The 19,206-nt window shown below is 48.0% G+C and carries 10 protein-coding genes and 2 pseudogenes; 4 read left to right on the forward strand and 8 right to left on the reverse strand.

The window, feature by feature from the left end; all coding sequences use genetic code 11:
• Nucleotides 1–98: 98 nt before the first annotated feature.
• A complete protein-coding gene (locus tag CUS_RS18840; RefSeq protein WP_050792249.1) occupies nt 99–2,372 on the forward strand; it encodes a glycoside hydrolase family 11 protein in 2,274 nt (757 codons plus the stop codon).
• An 828-nt stretch (nt 2,373–3,200) separates the two neighbouring features.
• On the opposite strand, the gene CUS_RS18845 is transcribed toward CUS_RS18840, so the two are convergent.
• Nucleotides 3,201–5,954, reverse strand: a complete 2,754-nt coding sequence (locus CUS_RS18845) for an RICIN domain-containing protein (RefSeq protein WP_002852479.1) — start codon at nt 5,952–5,954, stop codon at nt 3,201–3,203.
• A gap of 534 nt (nt 5,955–6,488) precedes the next feature.
• On the opposite strand from CUS_RS18845, the gene CUS_RS15330 reads away from it, so the two are divergent.
• Nucleotides 6,489–7,895 carry a GGDEF domain-containing protein gene (locus CUS_RS15330; protein ID WP_002852484.1) on the forward strand — a complete coding sequence of 469 codons (1,407 nt, stop codon included), beginning with the start codon at nt 6,489–6,491 and terminating at the stop codon, nt 7,893–7,895.
• A 395-nt stretch (nt 7,896–8,290) separates the two neighbouring features.
• On the opposite strand, the gene rfbD is transcribed toward CUS_RS15330, so the two are convergent.
• The 4 genes from rfbD to rfbA are packed head-to-tail and all read right to left on the reverse strand — an operon-like array spanning nt 8,291 to nt 11,672.
• A complete protein-coding gene (gene rfbD / locus CUS_RS15335; protein WP_002852432.1) occupies nt 8,291–9,178 on the reverse strand; it encodes a dTDP-4-dehydrorhamnose reductase in 888 nt (295 codons plus the stop codon).
• The gene (gene rfbB, locus CUS_RS15340; RefSeq protein WP_002852391.1) at nt 9,178–10,206 is read right to left on the reverse strand and encodes a dTDP-glucose 4,6-dehydratase; all 1,029 of its coding nucleotides are present in this window, start codon (nt 10,204–10,206) and stop codon (nt 9,178–9,180) included. Before rfbB ends, rfbD begins: the two co-directional genes overlap by 1 nt.
• Nucleotides 10,207–10,218: 12 nt before the next feature.
• Nucleotides 10,219–10,770 carry a dTDP-4-dehydrorhamnose 3,5-epimerase gene (rfbC, locus tag CUS_RS15345; protein WP_002852380.1) on the reverse strand — a complete coding sequence of 184 codons (552 nt, stop codon included), beginning with the start codon at nt 10,768–10,770 and terminating at the stop codon, nt 10,219–10,221.
• Between the two features lie 14 nt (nt 10,771–10,784).
• Nucleotides 10,785–11,672, reverse strand: a complete 888-nt coding sequence (gene rfbA, locus CUS_RS15350; RefSeq protein WP_002852411.1) for a glucose-1-phosphate thymidylyltransferase RfbA — start codon at nt 11,670–11,672, stop codon at nt 10,785–10,787.
• A gap of 1,611 nt (nt 11,673–13,283) precedes the next feature.
• Between rfbA and CUS_RS20535 the strand changes: the two are divergent.
• Nucleotides 13,284–13,559: pseudogene (locus CUS_RS20535) on the forward strand (fibronectin type III domain-containing protein); the annotation flags it as partial.
• Between the two features lie 1,443 nt (nt 13,560–15,002).
• Nucleotides 15,003–15,281: pseudogene (locus CUS_RS20540) on the forward strand (fibronectin type III domain-containing protein); the annotation flags it as partial.
• Between the two features lie 160 nt (nt 15,282–15,441).
• On the opposite strand, the gene CUS_RS15365 reads toward CUS_RS20540, so the two are convergent.
• From CUS_RS15365 to CUS_RS15375, 3 genes are read right to left on the reverse strand one after another with little or no spacing between them, the layout of a single operon-like run.
• Nucleotides 15,442–16,596, reverse strand: coding sequence for a glycosyltransferase (locus CUS_RS15365; protein ID WP_002852475.1), 1,155 nt, complete (start codon nt 16,594–16,596; stop codon nt 15,442–15,444).
• Nucleotides 16,597–16,616: 20 nt separating this feature from the next.
• The gene (locus tag CUS_RS15370) at nt 16,617–17,612 is read right to left on the reverse strand and encodes an acyltransferase family protein (protein WP_002852461.1); all 996 of its coding nucleotides are present in this window, start codon (nt 17,610–17,612) and stop codon (nt 16,617–16,619) included.
• The gene (locus CUS_RS15375) at nt 17,609–18,940 is read right to left on the reverse strand and encodes a sugar phosphate nucleotidyltransferase (protein WP_002852517.1); all 1,332 of its coding nucleotides are present in this window, start codon (nt 18,938–18,940) and stop codon (nt 17,609–17,611) included. The genes CUS_RS15370 and CUS_RS15375 overlap by 4 nt, the downstream gene beginning before the upstream one ends.
• Between the last annotated feature and the right edge of the window lie 266 nt (nt 18,941–19,206).

Here is a 19,206-nt window from a genome sequence, read left to right on the forward strand (position 1 = left end):
AGGCGCCTTGTTTTCGGCATATCTGCTGTCAAGTCATGAAAAGCGGGGCAAGGCTCAGCCTTACCCAAATATATCCGAAGAAAGTGAGGTAAGATGACATGAAGCATGGGCTTATCAAAAAAGCTGTCAGCTGTGCTGCTGCGGCGGCTATGTGCCTGACAGGGCTTTCTGCGATACCCGCCTTTGCCGACCAGACTTATTACGACAATAAGACAGGTACCGAAGACGGCTACGCTTTCGAGCTTTGGAAAGACACAGGCAACACCCGCATGACCATCACGGGCGGCGGTACGTTCTCCTGCGAGTGGAGCAACATAAACAACTGCCTGTTCCGTAAAGGTCAGAAGTTCGACTGCACCAAGACCTATCAGGAACTTGGCGATATATCCATCGATTACGCAGTAGACTTCCAGCCAAACGGCAACTCATACATGTGCGTTTACGGCTGGACGAGAAATCCTCTGGTCGAGTATTACATCGTAGAATCGTGGGGTGACTGGCGTCCGCCCGGACAGTCATATTCGCTGGGCACAGTTTATTCTGACGGCGGTCAGTATGACATCTACAAGACCACCCGTGAGAATGCACCGTCCATTGACGGTGACACCACATTTGACCAGTACTGGAGCGTCCGCAAGAGCAAGCCGCAGGGCAACGGCTCTTACATCGAGGGCACCATAAGCGTTTCCGAGCATTTCAAGGCTTGGGAAAAGGCAGGTCTTAAGATGGGCAAGATGTACGAAGTAGCACTGAATATCGAGGGCTACAGGTCGAGCGGCAAGGCTACCGTTTACGGCAATAACCTCAAGATAGGCGGCAGCGGCAACAATGGCAACAACGGCAACAATGGTAACAACGGCAGCAGTGACCCGACTCCTATAGAGGGCACGCTGTACACAGGTTCTTTCGAGAACGGCACCGATTACTGGCAGGCAAGGGGCAATGCTTCCATAGCTGCTTCTTCCTCTAAGGCTTATGAGGGCAGCAAATCACTGTACATAAGCGGCAGAACGAGCAACTGGAACGGCGCAGAACTTGCACTTGACAGCAACTACTTCAAGGCGGGCAGTGCGTACAGCTTCAGCACGATGGCTATGCCTGCAACAAGTGCATCACTGGCACTGACTATGCAGTACGATGCTGACGGCACTACCAAATATGCTCAGATAGCTAAGGCTGACTGCACTGCGGGCAAGTGGACTCTGCTGGAGAACACAAACTTCACCATTCCGACCGGCGCTAAGAACTGCAAGGTATACATCGAAGCACCCGACAGCCTGACCGATATCTATATCGACAGAGCGATATGCGCAAAGGCAGGCTACAAGGCTGAGGGCGGTTCTTCAAACAACGGCAATACCAACACACACAGCACTACACCTACCAACACTACTTACGCTACTAATATCACCGCAGAGTACAACGCACCAAGCCGTCAGTTCAAGATAAGCTGGGATCCCGTAAAGGGCGCTGACAGATACGGCATCGCTGTATATCTGGCAGGCAAGTGGAGAGTACAGAAGTCGGATATAACCACAACTTCTTTTGTCACACCCAAGTGCATCTCGGCAGGCACAAGCTACAAGATAGCTGTTGCCGCAAGGATAAACGGCAAGTGGGACACCGCAGGTGCTCTCAAAAACGCTTCTGTTATCGTTGCACGCTCAGGCAGCAATGGCAACAACGGCAATAATGGTAACAACGGCAACAACGATCAGCCTCAGACACATAACGGCTACTATGTTGACCCATCAAAGCCGATGGTCGCTATATCCTTTGATGACGGCACAAGCCCCACAAACAGCGGCTACAGGATAATAGACGCTCTGGCAGAATGCGACTTCCGCGCTACATTCTTCTATGTAGGCAACTGGATCGGTTCGGAAGACCAGGTACGCTATGCTGACAGCAAGGGCATGGAGATCGCAAACCACACCACAACTCACCCCGATCTCACAAAGCAGAGTTCTCAGCAGATACGCAGTGAGTATGACACCACATACAACAAGCTGAAGAGAATAATCGGCAAAGAGCCTTCAAAACTGCTCAGACTGCCTTATCTGTCTTCTAACTGGCAGGTACAGCAGACATTGTACGATGTTCCCATGATAACCTGCTCACTTGATACTAAGGACTGGGACAACGCATCTGCCGACCAGATAGTATGGACTATACAGAACGCCGCAAACAACGGCTCACTGAACGGTGCTATCGTGCTTTGCCACGAAACCAAGTCCACCACTGCCGAAGCTATGGAGAGAGTTCTCCCCTGGCTGAAAGCAAACGGCTATCAGGTAGTTACCATATCCGACATGTTTGCCGCAAAGGGCAAGACCCTGAACGGCGGTCAGATATACACCAAAGTATCCTGATATGAGTTTATACTATTACTATTAGTTCAAACAAAACTTCCCGTCACTTCCCCAAAAAGCGGCGGGAGTTTTTATTTCAGGCATTAGTGTCCGCAACAGAAAAAAGCCCCGCCGCAGTTTGGTACCGCAGTCGGGCTTTTTTCTTTGTATTTCAGGGGAATTATAACTTGATGGCTTTGTTATATTTCGGCAGATGCCCCGCCGCGCGGCATCACCGAACATCTTTTTATGCAAAACATATGCAACACACTGAGGGCAGTGTTCCGAACAATTCGTGATATCTTTCCCGAAACATCTGCTTACCGCGTATCTGCGCACATACCGATTTTTGCGCGCTATTTTTTTACATTAAATATAGCATATTTATTAACAACTGTCAACATATTCCCAAACGCTTTATGCAATATAGTGAAAGAAATATGTACATAAACTGCAAATTGTATAATTAACTAACTATTAAAATTATAGCAATCCAACTATTTAAATTCACAAAATCCGGTCGCTAAAGCTCGGATTTATGGGTTTTGTGACAGGATTTTGTCTGAATTTTAAGGCGGATTGCTATAGTACAGACAACAAGTCATGAACTTTTATGCCGCCATATAAAAATATGACTATCCCTTTAGCACACCAACTAAAAATGCGGTGAACAAAAGGATAATTGAGCGCCCCATATCTTTCCCCCGCCTGCGGCGGGGGAAAGATATACGCTAAGAACCTTAAGTTCTGTATAGCCGCTGTTTTTGTGGTGTGTCAGCGTGATAACCACATATAAAAATGCTGCACGCGAATATACAAAACGCATGCAGCATTTATTCAGGGGAGGGGTTAAGCTAGTGCCATTTTTCTCAGCAGTACAAGGTCGTTGTTGTTGAGCAAGCCGTCGTTGTTGAGGTCTGCTGCCATCGGCATTTCAAGTGTGTAGCTTGTACCGCCTGTGAGATAATACTCAAAGTACATGCAGTCGATGACATCTGTTTTGCCATCGAGGTTGACATCTCCGTTGCGGGTGACTGTTGTGTTTTCGGGCACTGCGGGTTCAAGTATAAACTTCTGACCGTCGCCGCCCCAGTATTCCCACTGGCAGATGTTTGCGCCGTCTGCAAGGCTTATTTCGTATACATCAGCGCATCTTGCGCCGTTTGATGAAACTGTCAGCAATGAATAGGTGCCGTCCTTGTTGCACTGTATCTTAAACTTCTGCGAATTATCGCCCTTAAGTGCGGCAAGGGTGATGTTTGCACCGTCTGCGGAAGAACCGTTCTCAACTGTCATCGCAAGACCTGTGGTATCCTGTATGATGAATGTGCCGTCTGACTGCTTGGTAAAGTTCCACTTCTTTGCAGATGTCTGCACAACATTGCCCGATTTGCCTGCAATGTACAGACCGCTGTTGAGGTTCTTTATGGTGTATGTGCCGCTTACCACAGCGGGGTAAACAGGCTGTACAGACCAAAGCTGGCAGTCATATTCGTGGTAGGGGTACTGGGCGATATTTCCGCCGTTCTCGGTAGACCACTCAAAAACGTCCAGTGCGCTGTTGCCGCTTGAACATTTCGATACTATGCCGTAGTAGCTTCCGCTCTTCACCAGCTTGAACAGCTGTCCGCTTGCGCCTGTGTAGGGCTGTAATTCAACATTTGTACCATCGTTTGAAGAACTGCCTGCTACGGTGATGCACTTTGACTCATCGCCCAGTGTTACTATCCTGAAATAAGTATCGTCAACAGCGACCAGCCTCCACTGCTGTGCCCATGACTTGTTGAAATCCCACTGCTGGATATTTGTGCCTGCGTCCAGTGCGCCTGCGGGCAGGTCGAGGGACATGCCGCTGTTCTTGTTGGTGATAAAGTATGTCGCGCCGCTGACAAGATCGGTGCCGCTGAGTCTTGATGCCTTGCTGGAAGCACCTGCTGTATCGGGGGACATGACAAGCTGTGCATCGGTGTTGGTGTAGTCGGTGACTGCCGCCCTTGCACTGCCCGAATAAGTCTTGGTCTTAGCGCCCCACACGGTCTGACCGTTACTGCCCACTGCGGTGAAGGACATCACCTTTGTGCCCTTTTCGTTAGCCGCCGCGATGAAATAACCGCTGTACTTCTGACCGCCTATTGTGAGTGTAGCTGCCGCGCTGTCAGCCGCCTGCGACCATGTGCCGCTTACCGCACCGGATATGGTGAGGTCGGAATTCAGCTTTATGCTCTGGTAATTGATAACGTTGCCGTCAGTAGCTTTGCCGTGATTTATGTATTCGTAATCGCCCGCGATATCAGACTCTTCATAACCGGTCTGCGCGATATGGTCGCCCGAATACTCGAAAGGTGTGACGGTAGGCCAGCCCTCTTCATTGAAGAACATCTCATGTACACGGACTTCGTGATACTCGTTGCCTGTGTTGAAGCGTGCATGGTAAAGCAGATACCATCTGCCGTCATCGTCTTTCAGCACTGAGTTATGACCACACGCCATGTAAGCATTGTCAAGGGTGCTGAACTTGTAGTTGCCCATCACTTTCAAACCGATGCTGTTGACATTGCCGCCGCTGGCGATGACTGCCGCGTTGCCCGATGGGTCGGTGAAAGGTCCTGTGGGGCTGGTGGAACGGAACACACGCATGTTATAGCCGCCTGTTGCAGTCAGTCCGCCGAGTGTCGTCCAGAGATAATAGTAGCCTGTATCAGCGTTGTATTCGATGAAAGGACCTTCACCCGACTTGGTGTAGCCGCCTGCTATCTTTGTGCCGAAATAGCTGTCCACCATTCTGCCGTCAGATGTCGTGCCTGTCTTGGGGTGTATGCACTTGCCTGTTTTAGGATCGATCTCAATGGTGAATATGCCGCCCGACCATGAACCGTAGGTCATATACATCTTACCGTCAGTAGAGGTGTATATGGTGGGGTCGATAGCGTTGGGGAACAGTGAGTTGTTGAAGTTGTTGCTGCTGAACCAGCTGTTGTTCATGGTAACTTCACCCGACGATATCAGTTCGTCGATATTGGTCGAAGTGTACTTCTTGTTAACGTTCTTGGTGGAACTGGTCACATACTGGTCGTTCTTGGTAAAGCCCGAATATATCAGCGTATCAGCGAAAGTGTAGGGACCCTCGATATTCTTAGAGGTCGCAAAGCATATCACCGAACGGATATAGGTCGAAGATGTGCAGAAGTACATCAGATAAGCGCCCTTTGTGCCGTCGGAATTCTGATACTGAGCGTCCCAGTAAACATCGGGCGCCCACACCGAGAAGCCGCCTGCGCAGTCTTCAAGGTCTTCGCCGCACCATGCGAAAGCCTTTTTCAGGTTGGTCGAAAGGTTGCCGAATTCCACATTGTTAGGTGTGGTGTAGCCGTTGGTGAAGCGTGTCCAGTTTTGCAGATCGGAACTGCGTGCCGCCTCGATATGCGAACCGAACACATAATAGGTACTGCCGTTTTTCACAACAGACGGGTCGTGTACCGATACACGGGCTTTGTTTGCGGCGGCACCTACAGTCAGGTCATTTGAAATGGCAGGCATCAGTGCCAGCATCATCGTACCCGACATAAGCAGTGCCATGCCTTTTCGGAAAATGCTTTTCTTCATGATCTCACCTCGTTTAAGATCTTGCGGCAGAGCGTTGTGCCGCATTTATGGCGGTCTTCTCTTCCGCCATTCAATATAGATAATGATAGCACATGTTATTACAAATTTCAATGTGTTATACGGACAAAAAACTATCATTTTGTGCCTAATTGCTTAAATATTTACACAATAGGTAAAAATATACTAAAAAACATAAAAATATTCGCTCAGAATATAACGAGTGCCTCTATTCCATTACCTGCATTGAAATATACTTCGCGGACTGTCAGATATTAGCACCGCGATAACATTCGTCAGGTGATGCGGTGCGGGAAAAGTATCTTGAATTGCCATTTTTGCTGTGAAGAGTGTTCATTTTTTGGCATACATATAAATTATTTTTTTGGAGAATTTGTTGCAAAAAAGGAAATTATGTGTTATAATATGAATAATAAAAGCTGTGTCACAGTATCTTGTCATTTCATGACATTTTTTTGACTCATTATACTGTGACCGCGCGGCGATCATACCATTAAAGGAAGTGTAATATTATTTATGGATTTTCAGGCAATATGCGACAACATACCCACCGCCGCCTGTGTGATGTCGGTGGAAAAATTCGGGGAAGATGATTACGGCAATGTCCGCATAGTCACGGGCAACAAGCCCTATATCGCCAGCATCGAGCACCCCGTTGAGAAGATAACCATGCTGACGGAAAAGTTCGTACCTAACCAGTTATACACCAAATATATCCCCCGCGACCTGAATTTTGAGGACGCATGCTACAATGCGGCTGTACACAAGCAGGTACTTCATTCATATGCCCATGCCACCCGCTTTGATGTGTGGTTCGACCTGACTTTCCTGCCGCTTATCCCCGATGACGGCAACATCTGCTACTGCCTGTACATAATGGATATAAACATAAAGCCAGACCCAAAGCGCATGTCCTCCATATCAGCTGATATCGCATCTGCTGTGCTTGAAACTTTCATCAAGCTGAGAAGCGCTGAGGATTTCAGAGAAACTATGTCTGTGATATGCAGTGATATCCGCGCACAGTGCGGTTCCGAACACTGCTGTATCATGCTTATGGACACTGAAAAGCGCAAATGTTCGGTGCTGTGCGAAGCGTTCGCTGATGGCTCGAAACTCCTGCCGATGGACAGTTACCTCGATAAAAACTTCTACGATATCGCAGATTCGTGGAAAGCCACCATCGCGGGAAGCAACTGCGTGATAGTCAAAAACACCCATGATATGAAGGTGGTGCAGGAGCGCAATCCTGCGTGGTACGAATCGCTGAAAGGGGCGGGCTGTAAGAATATAGTGCTCTTCCCGCTGGAATTCAAGGGCGAACTGCTGGGTTATATCTGGTCGATAAACTTCAACGCCGAAGCCGCCGATCTTATCAAGGAAATACTGGAGATAACCACATTCATACTGGCATCAGAACTGTACAGCTACCGTATGTTGGACAAACTGCACATACTCAGTTCGACCGACATGCTGACCGGAGTCATGAACCGCAACGAGATGAACAACTTCATCGATGCACTGGCTAAGGAAGACACTACAAAATCGGTGGGCATAATCTTTGTTGACCTGAACGGTTTAAAACGCATCAATGACAATGAGGGTCACAATGCAGGCGACAGACTGCTGAAAAATGCCGCAGATGCCATGCGCGATGTCTTCGCGGTACACCAGATATTCCGCGCAGGCGGCGATGAATTTGTGGTAGTGCTGACAGATGTCACCGAAGATGAACTTGAAAGCAAAGCCGACAAGCTGAGGAAGATATCCGAAAGATACGATAAAGTTGTATTCGCCATCGGTACAGGCTACGAAGCTGATGTGAAGAATGTCCGCGCCGCACTGCACAACGCCGATGAACGCATGTACACCGACAAAAAAGCCTACTACGACAAACACCCGAACGAAAAGATGCGCAGTTGATACCTGCTGTAATAAAACAACATAAAAAATGCGTGAACGATATTTCGTCCACGCATTTTCTTTATATGGTCATAACTTTAAAACACAACTAATAATAAAGGTATTACAAGGAACAGTTATTGAGATGTTTTCTCTCTCCCCCGCCTGCGGCGGGGGAGAGAGAAAACCGCCAACTATTGATAATCCAACTAAACCTTGCCGTATTTGAATTACCTGAAATATAAAACCCTCCATTTTACAGCGTTTTGATTATGTAGCTTTATGGATTGTGGCAAGGTTTAATTGGGGGAGCAATATTATTAACGCCCGCTGTAATAAAACAACAAAAAAATGCGTGAACGATATTTCGTCCACGCATTTTATTAATACATATAAACCCGAATGCCTGCCAACAATTATGAATTATGAATTATGAATTCAGAAAGCGCTTCCTGCCATGTCGGGAGGGGCTTGAAGCCTTTTTCGGTGAGTTTGGACTTGTCAAGGCGGCTGTTGAAAGGTCTTGCCGCTTTGCTAAGACCATATTCGGCAGTGGTAACAGGTGTGACTTTCGTATCAAGCCCCGCCTGCCTGTATATCTCACAGGTGAAATCGTACCACGATATATACCCGCCCTCGTTGGTGGCGTGGTAATAGCCGTATTTGTCGGTTTCAGCCATATCGACCAGCAGTCTTGCAAGGTGTGGCGTATAGGTCGGAGTGCCTATCTGGTCATTGACGACACGCACTTCGGGGTGCTTTTTGCCCACGTTAAGCATGGTCTTGACGAAATTACTGCCGTTTTTGCCGAACACCCATGCTATGCGCACGATGAAGTATTTCTCCAGCGTTTCAGCCACAGCAAATTCGCCGTCCAGCTTTGACTGACCATAAACGTTCTGGGGCGCATAGTCCTTGCAGTCAGGCTTCCACGCTTCTTCGCCCCTGCCGTCAAAAACGTAGTCGGTGGAAATGTATATCATCTTGCAGTCAAGTGCTTTGCAGACTTCCGCGATATTGCGTGTGCCGTCAACATTTATCGCCCGTACTTTCGGGATATTCTCCTCGTCCTCAGCCGCATCGACAGCCGTCCATGCGGCGCAGTGTACCACCACATCTGGCTTGACCGCAGTGATGACCTGTTCAACAGCAGACTTGTCGGTTATATCCAGCTTTTTATATTCGATATCCTGCGGCACGCTGTCGAGGATATCACTGCCTACGGCTTCATAGCCGCGCTTTGCCAGTTCAGCCATAACATCATGACCCAGCTGACCGCCCACGCCTGTCACAAAAAATTTCATTATATCGTACCTCTGTTACCGTACATTTTTTCATAGTAGTTCTGATACTCGCCCGAAATGATGGTTTCCCACCACTCCTTGTTGTCCAGATACCACTTGATGGTCTTCTTTATGCCGTCAGCAAACTTTGTTTCGGGAAGCCAGCCCAGTTCGTTGTGTATCTTTGTCGGGTCGATGGCATAGCGCATATCGTGACCCTTTCTGTCCTCAACATGGGTGATAAGGCTTTCGGGCTTGCCCAACTCCTTGCAGATGAGCTTTACAATGTCGATATTCTTCATCTCGTTGTGACCGCCCACATTGTAGACCTCGCCCACTCTGCCCTTGTGTATTATCAGGTCGATGGCGCGGCAGTGGTCTTCCACATACAGCCAGTCACGCACGTTAAGACCCTCACCGTAAACAGGCAGAGGCTTGTCAGCCAGCGCGTTTGCTATCATCAGCGGTATCAGCTTCTCGGGGAAGTGATACGGACCATAGTTGTTTGAACATCTCGAAATTGTCACAGGCAGACCGTAGGTGCGGTGATATGCCATTACCAGCAGGTCAGCGCCCGCCTTTGACGAAGAATAGGGCGAAGATGTGTGTATCGGTGTTTCTTCGGTGAAGAACAGGTCGGGTCTGTCAAGGGGCAGGTCGCCGTAGACTTCATCTGTGGAAACCTGATGATATCTCTGTATACCGTACTTGCGGCATGCGTCCATAAGCACCTGTGTACCAAGAATGTTGGTCTGTAAGAATATCTCAGGATTTTCGATGGAACGGTCAACGTGACTCTCAGCCGCGAAGTTTACAACGATATCTGGCTTTTCTTCCTCGAACAGCTTATATATAGCCTCACGGTCGCAGATATCTATCTTGACGAACCTGAAATTCGGGTTATTCATCACAGGTGCCAGTGTTGAAAGATTGCCCGCATAAGTCAGCTTGTCAAGACATACGATGCGGTAGTCGGGGTAAGTATCCAGCATGTGGAAAACGAAGTTCGAGCCGATGAAGCCCGCACCGCCTGTTACAAATATATTCATGTCATATTCTCCTTAAAATTCGATCTTTGATTCCGCCAGCGACGGGTGATGCTTGTCTTTCTCGCTAAGTATCACTTCACCGACATCTGCCCATTCAATACCGATGGCAGGGTCGTTCCACATGATGCCGCCCTCATCTTCGGGGTGGTAGACATCGTCACACTTGTAGGCGAATTCAGCATAATCGCTGACCACAACGAAGCCGTGTGCAAATCCGCGCGGTATCATGAACTGCCTGTGGTTCTCTTCGGAAAGCAGTACGCCCACCCACTGACCGTAAGTTTCACTGCCCTTGCGCAGGTCAACTGCCACATCGAAGACCTCGCCTTTTATGACCCTCACCAGCTTTGCCTGCGGGTGGGTCTTCTGAAAATGCAGACCTCTCAGCACGCCCTTGCGGGAACTTGACTGATTGTCCTGCACGAAGTTGTAATCAAGCCCTGCCGCCTTGAAATCTGCTTCCTTGTAGGTTTCCATGAAATAGCCGCGATTGTCGCCGTAGGTCTTGACATCGATTATGTAAACGCCTTTTATCTTAGTTTCATTGAATGTAAAATTTCCCATTATCAAAGTACACCTCAGTATTTTATCCTGCCCTCAGCGACCTTTCTCAGGTGTGCGCCGTAGGGGGATTTTCCGTATTTTTCGGCAGAACGCATCAGCCCGTCACGGTCTATCCAGCCGTTTATGAAAGCTATCTCTTCGGGCGCAGATATCTCAATGCCCTGACGGTTCTGTATCATCTGCACAAAGTTTGTAGCCTCAGCAAGGCTGTCCATCGTGCCTGTATCCAGCCATGCAAAGCCCCGTCCCAAAAGCTGAACATCCAGCAGACCGTCATCAAGATACATCTCGTTGAGGGTGGTTATCTCCAGTTCGCCCCTCGCAGACGGCTTTACCTTATCAGCCCTTGCAGAAACGCCCGCAGGATAGAAATACAGCCCTGTCACCGCATAACTGCTCTTCGGCTGTGCAGGCTTTTCTTCAATGGAAACTGCCCTTCCGCTTTCATCGAACTCCACCACACCAAAGCGTTCGGGGTCGGGCACATAGTAGCCGAAAACTGTTGCGCGGGCATTTTCCTCAGCATCTTTCACCGCAGTCCTCAGCAGTGTCCCGAAACCGTTGCCGTAGAAGATGTTGTCCCCCAGCACCATAGCGCAGGCATCACCGCCTATGAATTCTTCACCCAGTATGAAAGCCTGTGCAAGACCATCGGGCGAGGGCTGTACCTTGTAGCTTAAGTTTATGCCGTACTCCGAACCGTCACCCAGCAGGCGCTCAAAGTTCGGCAGGTCGGTCGGGGTCGAGATTATCAGTATATCCTTTATGCCCGCCAGCATGAGCGTACTCAGCGGGTAGTAGACCATCGGCTTGTCATAAACAGGCAAAAGCTGTTTTGAAGTCACCATCGTCAGCGGGTAGAGCCTTGTGCCCGAACCGCCTGCTAAAATTATGCCTTTCATATTGAATTCTCCTTTGTGTTCAGACCGACCGCAGGAATGACCTGCACAGCCATGTCTTGACTATGAGATAAGTTTTGCGCCAGCCGCATCGGGGCGGCAAAAGCGTTTACGAAAAATATCCGCTTTTTCTATTATACTATTTTTTATCTGACATGTCAATGACAATGGCGTAAATTTGAGTATGTCCCGCCATAATATCCGAAGTGTATGTATTCCGCATAACAAATGCAGCAGATCTCATGTCAGCCTTTTGCATACATCAAAATGCAGTGACATTTTTCCTGTTAATTATAGCAATCCGCCTTAAAATTCAGACAAAATCCAGTCACAAAACCCATAAATCCCAGCTTTTGCGACTGGATTTTGTGAATTTAAAAAGTTGGATTGCTATAGATATTCTGTATAAATAAAACTCAGCTTAAATACCATCACCCCTATTAATTGGCGATACCCCATAAAAGAAACCCTTAAATTTTGGAGAAAGTGGCTATTGCAAAGAATTTTTAAACATGATATAATACGGATAGTTAAATTATTAAACTGTATATATCCGTGAATTGGAGAGAGTGCGGCATGTATCGTTAACAAGCTGTTAACAGGGCAGTTTATCTTGATTTGACATCGGCAAAAAAGTTTCGGCGAGATATCGTCGGGTGAAAAACTTTCAAATTATTTATGGAGGTCTTAAGAATGAAAATGACAAAAGCAGCAAGCAAGTGCGCAGCTGTTCTGTGTGCGATGGCAGTTATGATGCCCGCAGCAGCAGCCGTAGTTCCTGCGACCGTTTTCAACGGCGGTGCTATAGTAGCAAGTGCAGCAACACCTACCTACAACTTCACCAGCATGACAGGTGACATGTATGTAAAGAATGGTGATTCTTTTGCATTCACAGTTAATGTCGGCAGCTGGGTAAAGAACGCTTCTTACCAGTGGGAGATAGCTTATGCAGGCACAAACTTCAACTGGCAGACTTTCTCAGGCGCTACAAGTGCTACCATCAAGGGCACTATGACCGATAAACTCAACGGCGCACACGTAAGATGCAAGATAACAAACACCGACAGCGGCGTTGTTGATTATTCCACAGTAAGAACTCTGAGCAACATAGCTGTCAAAGCTGCTATGGGTACTGCTGTAAAGCAGTCTGACGGTTCTTACAAGATCCCTGTTACCATCACAGGCGCTTACAAGAACATGGTATCCACTTTCATGCCCAACTTCAAGTTTGATGCTAATCTGGTATCGGCTATCAAGTGGGAATACAGCAGCAATCTCGTAAATGAGGGCGACGGCTTCGGTTTCGGCTTCTTCCAGGAGAACGATCCTAAGGATACCGATGGTGACGGCAAGACTGACAGAGTTGACAAGGTCGCAGGTTCGTATGTTCTTCAGCACGCAACTGTAATGACTCCTACTGTTCTGGGTTCTGACAATGTTCTCGGCTATCTGTACGTTACTCCTAAGAGCGGCGCAACTGCTGTAAAGGTCAATATGACAGCTTACAATGACAACCCAATGGTGCTGACAGGCAGCAATGTTGAGGGCGACATGGTATATGGTGCTACATACACAGGCACTACCATCAACGTTTCTTCCTCTACAACTTCCACAACTGTTCCTCAGAACCTCAAGGTAGAATACAGCGAGCAGTATCACCAGATGAGATTCACTTGGGATAAGGTAAGCGGCGCTGACAAGTACGGCATAGCTGTATATCTGGCAGGCAAGTGGAGAATACAGACTTCCAACATCACCACCAACAGCTACACATCGCCTAAGAACATGACTCCGGGCATGTCCTACAAGGTAGCTGTTGCTGCAAGAGTAAACGGTCAGTGGGATACCGCAGGCGCTATCAAGAACGCTATCACCGTTACTGTAAAGTGATGTAAGACTTCTTGACAATAACACAATAAATATGACGGCAGTTCCTATCGGGGCTGCCGTTTTGCGTATTGTGTGAAACTTTACACCATACCATTACGTGCTGTCGGTCATATCGTTTTGGGTTTAATATTATTATATATGTCAAGACGTTCTCGTGTTTCGGCTGCACAATATCTTATGCAGTCAACTTAAGCAAACGACGGCACCGTGCATCACCATAAAAATCGGATATAACCCGAAAACTTCGGCTTTCACCTCACCATACCACACGGCATCAGACAAACCAACCTTAATCTTAACTTAAATATTTTGTGTGAATAAATCATTTATATCTATATCATTAAAGAAACAATATACGTTTTTAATTTTTATATATTTTAACCATTGTAACCACTCCGAAAATATGATATAATGTGAACAGTTAAAAAGATTGAACCACAAATGCAAACATGACAAAATATTAGCAAATGTGAGGATATCATTGTCGACTACATACAACACCGATATATCGGGTATGGGAATTAAAAATTTATATTGGAGGTCTTTACTATGAAAATGACAAAAGCAGCAAGCAAGTGTGCAGCTGTTCTGTGCGCAGTAGCAGTAATGATGCCAGCAGCAGCTATGGCAGTTCCTGCGACTACCGCTGTTAACGGCGGTGCTATCGTTGCAAGCGCTCAGGGCGAGGGCTATAGCTGGATGACAGGTGACCAGTATGTTGCTGTAGGCGAGAAGTTCACCTTTGAGGTAAATCTCGGCACAACTTATCTGGGCAGCTACAGCGCAAGCGATTTCACCTACCAGTGGTACTACAGCGATGACCAGGTAGGCGGCACCAACAGATATGACGCACTGAACTGGACTGCTATAAGCGGCGCTACAAACTACACCTACTCCGATACAATGACCAGAGCAATGAACATGCGTCACTTCCGTGTTGCAGTCACCAACACCAAGACAGGTGAAGTTCACGATGACTGGTTCGGCGTAAGGACCGTTTCCTGCATGGCTGTACAGACCAAGCTGGGCACTGCTGCTATCGAAGAGTATGACGGCACTAAGTATCTGGTAGTTCCTGTTTATATGAACGGTTTCATGAACAACAAGGTCTCTGCACTGACTTTCTCGCTGAAGACTGACAAGAGCCTGTTCAACTCTGCTGAGTTCGATTCCGCTATCGGTGGTTCTGCACTGGGCAACTACAAAGACGACGGCGAGTTCAGATATTCCATGTACACCGTTATGACTCCTATGACCATCGGTTCTGACTACAAGGTCGGTGACTTCGTCCTGGAGATCAAGGACGGCGCTGAGGTAAAGGGCACTACCCTCGCACTGGATACTGAAACTACTTCGGTAACAGGCAGTGATATCTTCGGTGAATTCGTATACGGCACTACTCCTGTAAGCACCACTGTTGCCGTATCTTCCACCGCATCTGCTCTTACTTATCCTACCAACATTCAGGTACAGTACAGCGAAGAATATCATCAGGTAAGATTTACTTGGGACGCTGTTCCCGGTGCTGACAAGTACGGCATCGCTGTATATCTGGCAGGCAAGTGGAGAATACAGACCTCCAACATCACCACCACTTCCTACACCACTCCCAAGAACCTGACTCCAAACATGACCTACAAGGTAGCTATCGCCGCAAGAGTAAACGGCACTTGGGATACAGTAAACGCTATCAAGAACGCTGTTACCATAACTGTAAAGTAATTTCCTATCCCCAAGCACATAACTTACATAGAAAAGGCAGTTCCGTCGCGGGACTGCCTTTTTACTTTGCCAAAGCAAAAAGCACTCCCCACAGGAAGTGCTTTCTTCATGTCTGCATAAAAACGCCGCCGACCATTTTGCACAGTCAGCAGCGGAAATATCACAGTTTTTCCATCATATCAAGTATGTTTGCGCGGAAAGTATCGTAGGTGAACTTTTCAAGCACCCTTGCTCTGCCCGCTTCACCCAGCTTTTTCCTGAGTTCGGGGTCTGCCGCCAGCTTTTCGAGTGCTTTCGCATAAGCCGCACTGTCGGAATTCGGACATTCAAGACCTGTAACGTCCTTGACATTGACATAATTGACACCGCTTCCCTCGATGGTGAACGTTACCGCAGGTTTGCCGAAATACATGCCCTCAGCCAGCGCTATGCCGAACGCCTCGTTCTTAGTAACAGACGGGAAACAGAAAACATCACACGCCAGCAGACAGGCTATCAGCTGACTGTCGCTTATCTTGCCCAGAAAATGCACCTTGCTGTCGCCCGATGCCTCTTTCATAAGCATGCCTGTCAGTTCGCCCTTGCCGCCTATCAGTATGGCAAACCTGTCATCGAGATAACGGCTCGCCTCCACCAGTTTGATAAAGCCCTTGTATGGTATGTGCCTGCCCAGTCCGAAGCAGATGAACTTATCCTTGTACTTGCGGCGTATCTTTGCCGCAAGCGCCTCTATCTCAGGGGTCACAGTCAGCCGCTCGTTGTTTATGCAGTTGGGTATGACGATGCACTTATCCCTGAAACGCCTTAAGAACGGACTTCCCTTGATATAATTGGGGCTTGTGGCAACTATCTTGTCAGCCCTTTCCAGCAGTTCGATATTCTGCTTATAGAAGAACTTCGAGAGTATCTTCTGCTTTGTGATGTCAAGGTGCCAGTAGACCACCAGTTTGAAGTCCATCTTCCTGTATTTCAGCAGCAACTCCGAAACAAACGGATTTGGGTAGTGGAAGACCACGATATCGGGTCTGTAACCCTCCATCACCTTTTTCAGTTCGCCAAAATACGCCGCCGAAAGCGCCTGCGAAGCCACTTTCACGGCAGTGCCGCACCTGATGACCTCAACGCCGTCGATGTAGTCGTGTACAGTTTCGCCCCTGTGGGTAGTTACCCCGTCAGTGGTCGAGTCCTCGTTGAAACAGATTATCTTCTGCTCGTAATCCTCGCCTTTCAGCGCCGCCGTTATGTCAGCCGCAACTTCCTCAACGCCGCCTATAAAAGGGAAATAATACTTGGATATATGCAGTACTTTTTTCATTTTTACCGCCTCTGTAAAATTTATTTCAGCTTGCTTTCAAAAGCCTTTGCCTTTTTCAGCATCGGCTCTTCAACAAACTTTGTCAGCAGATATGCCAGCCCCAGACTCGCCGCCAGCTTGATGACCGTGAATATCACCAGTGCGCCGACAGATGCTTTGGGGTCGATGAATTTTTCCAGTATGATGTGTGGTATGTCAGCTGCCAGGAAGAACGAAAATCCCACACTGCCCAGCATGTTGAACGCCTTTATAGAAACGCCCGACTTGTCAGCCGCAAGAAACAGCACCATGCCGATGACATACGCCGCGATGTAACCCACAGCCTCGCCCTTGTATGAAAGAAAAACGCTTGGCAGGAATGTGACCGCGAATATCGCAAGATATTTCGCACATCCCTTGATATCGCCGCAGTCGCGGTACTGCAAGCCTATCAGCGACACCAGTATCAGCAGACCGAAAGCCGTCGGGAACGGCTTGTTCTTCGTATATCTCAGCACAGAAAGCACCAGCGTCAGCACGCTCATCCCGTAAAACAGAAGATCAGCCCACTTTGCTTTTGCCTTGTCAGCAAGGTCAAAAAAGTCAGCCGAAAGCACTGCCAGCATCACAAAGAAGCAGACCTGTATGGGCATCATCCAGCTTGTGCCGATGATGCAGTCAGCCCCCAGAAATTCGTTGAAGAGCGTCATGTTCAGCACAAGTTCTTTCAGGTGTTTCGTGAAACCTGCGTCCCAAGCCACTATCTTGACGATGTATGTAGCTATAAGTATCAGCCAGAAAACAGGGTACATTCTGACAAAACGGTTGAACAGATACTGCCGCCGCGACCTTTTGCGCCGCGACTGCACCGCCAGATATCCAGTTATCAGGAAAAACAGCACAACGCCCGCCCTGCCCATAGCAAAGCTGACAATATACGGCATGGGTATCGGCAGGTGTGCCGTGAAGACCAGAAGTGCCGCAAAGCCCCTCAGTGTGGCTATCCATTGGTAGTTTTTCTCATTAACGCCGCTCATTTATCTTTTTTCCTGCCCTGTTCATGTTCGTATATTATCTTGTCCTTTCGGCTTATCTCCTTGCCTATCTGGACTTCCATTATGCTCATGTTGGTATCAGCGATTATCATGTGCTTGACCCCGGCCTTTGCGCTGACAGTGTCGCCCTGCTTCACCAATATCTCTTTTCCGTCTATGACGAACCTGCCCTCGCCCGACAGCACTGTCCACACCTCATCACGGTGACGATGGCTCTGATACTTCATGCGGTTGCCCGCGAACAGCTTTATCTTGACTGTCATGGTCTCAGGCTGAGTGTCGATGACCGTATAGGTGCCCCACGACTTCTCGGCATAGTGCGCCGCGCCTGCTATCTTCTCGACATAAGGCTTCATATAGCCGCTGCGCTCTTTATCAGCAACGATTATGCCGTCACCGCTCGCCGCTATGACCATATTCTTACAGCCCATGCACAGCAAAGGTATGCCGAGTTCGTTGATAACATGGGTGTTCTCACATGTTTCGTCCAGTGTGACATCGCCCTTTGAGGTATCAGCCATGACCTCAGTCATCATGTTCCATGTGCCGACATCTTTCCATTCGCCCGAATAGCGAACGACCTGTATCGAATTCTCCTTCTCGACCACAGCGTAGTCAAAGGATATCTTATCCAGCACTTCATATTTTTCCAGCAGAGCATCATAGCCGTCAATGCCCGTTATCTCGCTGACTTTATCAAGTATATACCCCAGCCTGAACGCGAAAACGCCCGCATTCCACAGCGCCCCCTGCTTAAGGTACTCGCCCGCAGTCTTCCTGTCAGGCTTCTCTTTAAAGGAGCGCACCCTGCTTATATCAGACTTCTCTTCGGGTATGATGTAGCCGTATTTGTCTGACGGATATGTAGGCTCTATGCCCATTAGCGTCAGCGCAGTTTCGCCGCCCTTTACCAGAGCCTCCAGCGAACGCACACACTCATAGTAGCTGTTGTCAACATATGGGTCAACAGGGCAGACTATTATGCACTCGTCCCTGTCAACGTCCTGAACATCATGCAGATATTCCGCCGCCAGTGCTATGGCAGGGAAAGTGTCACGCCTGCATGGTTCGATACAGACCGATACCTTGTTGCCCAGCTGATTTCTTATGGCACTCACCTGCGGCTGTGATGTGGCGATGGTTATCTGCGCATCACTCACCGACTTTATCTGGCGGTACACACGCTGAAGCATAGACTCATACCGCCCGTCATCTGTCTTGAACAGACGCAGGAACTGCTTGCTCTGTATATCATTTGAGAGCGGCCAAAGCCTTTTCCCGCTGCCGCCCGACAGTAAGATTATATTCATTCTATCACCCATCACCCGAAAAAATTCTTCTATTTATTCCTCGCAGCAAATATCGTGTAAACGATAACATGCCCGATGTAACTGCAAATGATACTATCTATATATTCATTAATATTTTACTACATTTGACTGAATATGTCAATTAATTTGCGTTTAATAACGCCCCAAAAGAAATATTAATTCAAATAAAATATACATAATAGCGAAAATTTTCCAAGATGGTAGAAAAACAGTACCGATTGACATAAAAATTCAGTGAAAACGGC

This window comes from Hominimerdicola alba 8 (genome assembly GCF_000178155.2).
GTDB classification, from domain to species: domain Bacteria; phylum Bacillota; class Clostridia; order Oscillospirales; family Ruminococcaceae; genus Hominimerdicola; species Hominimerdicola alba_C.

What these genes read in the sequence shown, in the direction of transcription:
- CUS_RS15365 (WP_002852475.1), bottom strand. Translation starts at nt 16,596, where the DNA reads ATGAAAAAAGTACTGCATATATCCAAGTATTATTTCCCTTTTATAGGC.
- CUS_RS15370 (WP_002852461.1), bottom strand. Translation starts at nt 17,612, where the DNA reads ATGAGCGGCGTTAATGAGAAAAACTACCAATGGATAGCCACACTGAGG.
- CUS_RS15330 (WP_002852484.1), top strand. Translation starts at nt 6,489, where the DNA reads ATGGATTTTCAGGCAATATGCGACAACATACCCACCGCCGCCTGTGTG.
- rfbA (WP_002852411.1), bottom strand. Translation starts at nt 11,672, where the DNA reads ATGAAAGGCATAATTTTAGCAGGCGGTTCGGGCACAAGGCTCTACCCG.
- CUS_RS18845 (WP_002852479.1), bottom strand. Translation starts at nt 5,954, where the DNA reads ATGAAGAAAAGCATTTTCCGAAAAGGCATGGCACTGCTTATGTCGGGT.
- rfbB (WP_002852391.1), bottom strand. Translation starts at nt 10,206, where the DNA reads ATGAATATATTTGTAACAGGCGGTGCGGGCTTCATCGGCTCGAACTTC.
- CUS_RS18840 (WP_050792249.1), top strand. Translation starts at nt 99, where the DNA reads ATGAAGCATGGGCTTATCAAAAAAGCTGTCAGCTGTGCTGCTGCGGCG.
- CUS_RS15375 (WP_002852517.1), bottom strand. Translation starts at nt 18,940, where the DNA reads ATGAATATAATCTTACTGTCGGGCGGCAGCGGGAAAAGGCTTTGGCCG.
- rfbD (WP_002852432.1), bottom strand. Translation starts at nt 9,178, where the DNA reads ATGAAATTTTTTGTGACAGGCGTGGGCGGTCAGCTGGGTCATGATGTT.
- rfbC (WP_002852380.1), bottom strand. Translation starts at nt 10,770, where the DNA reads ATGGGAAATTTTACATTCAATGAAACTAAGATAAAAGGCGTTTACATA.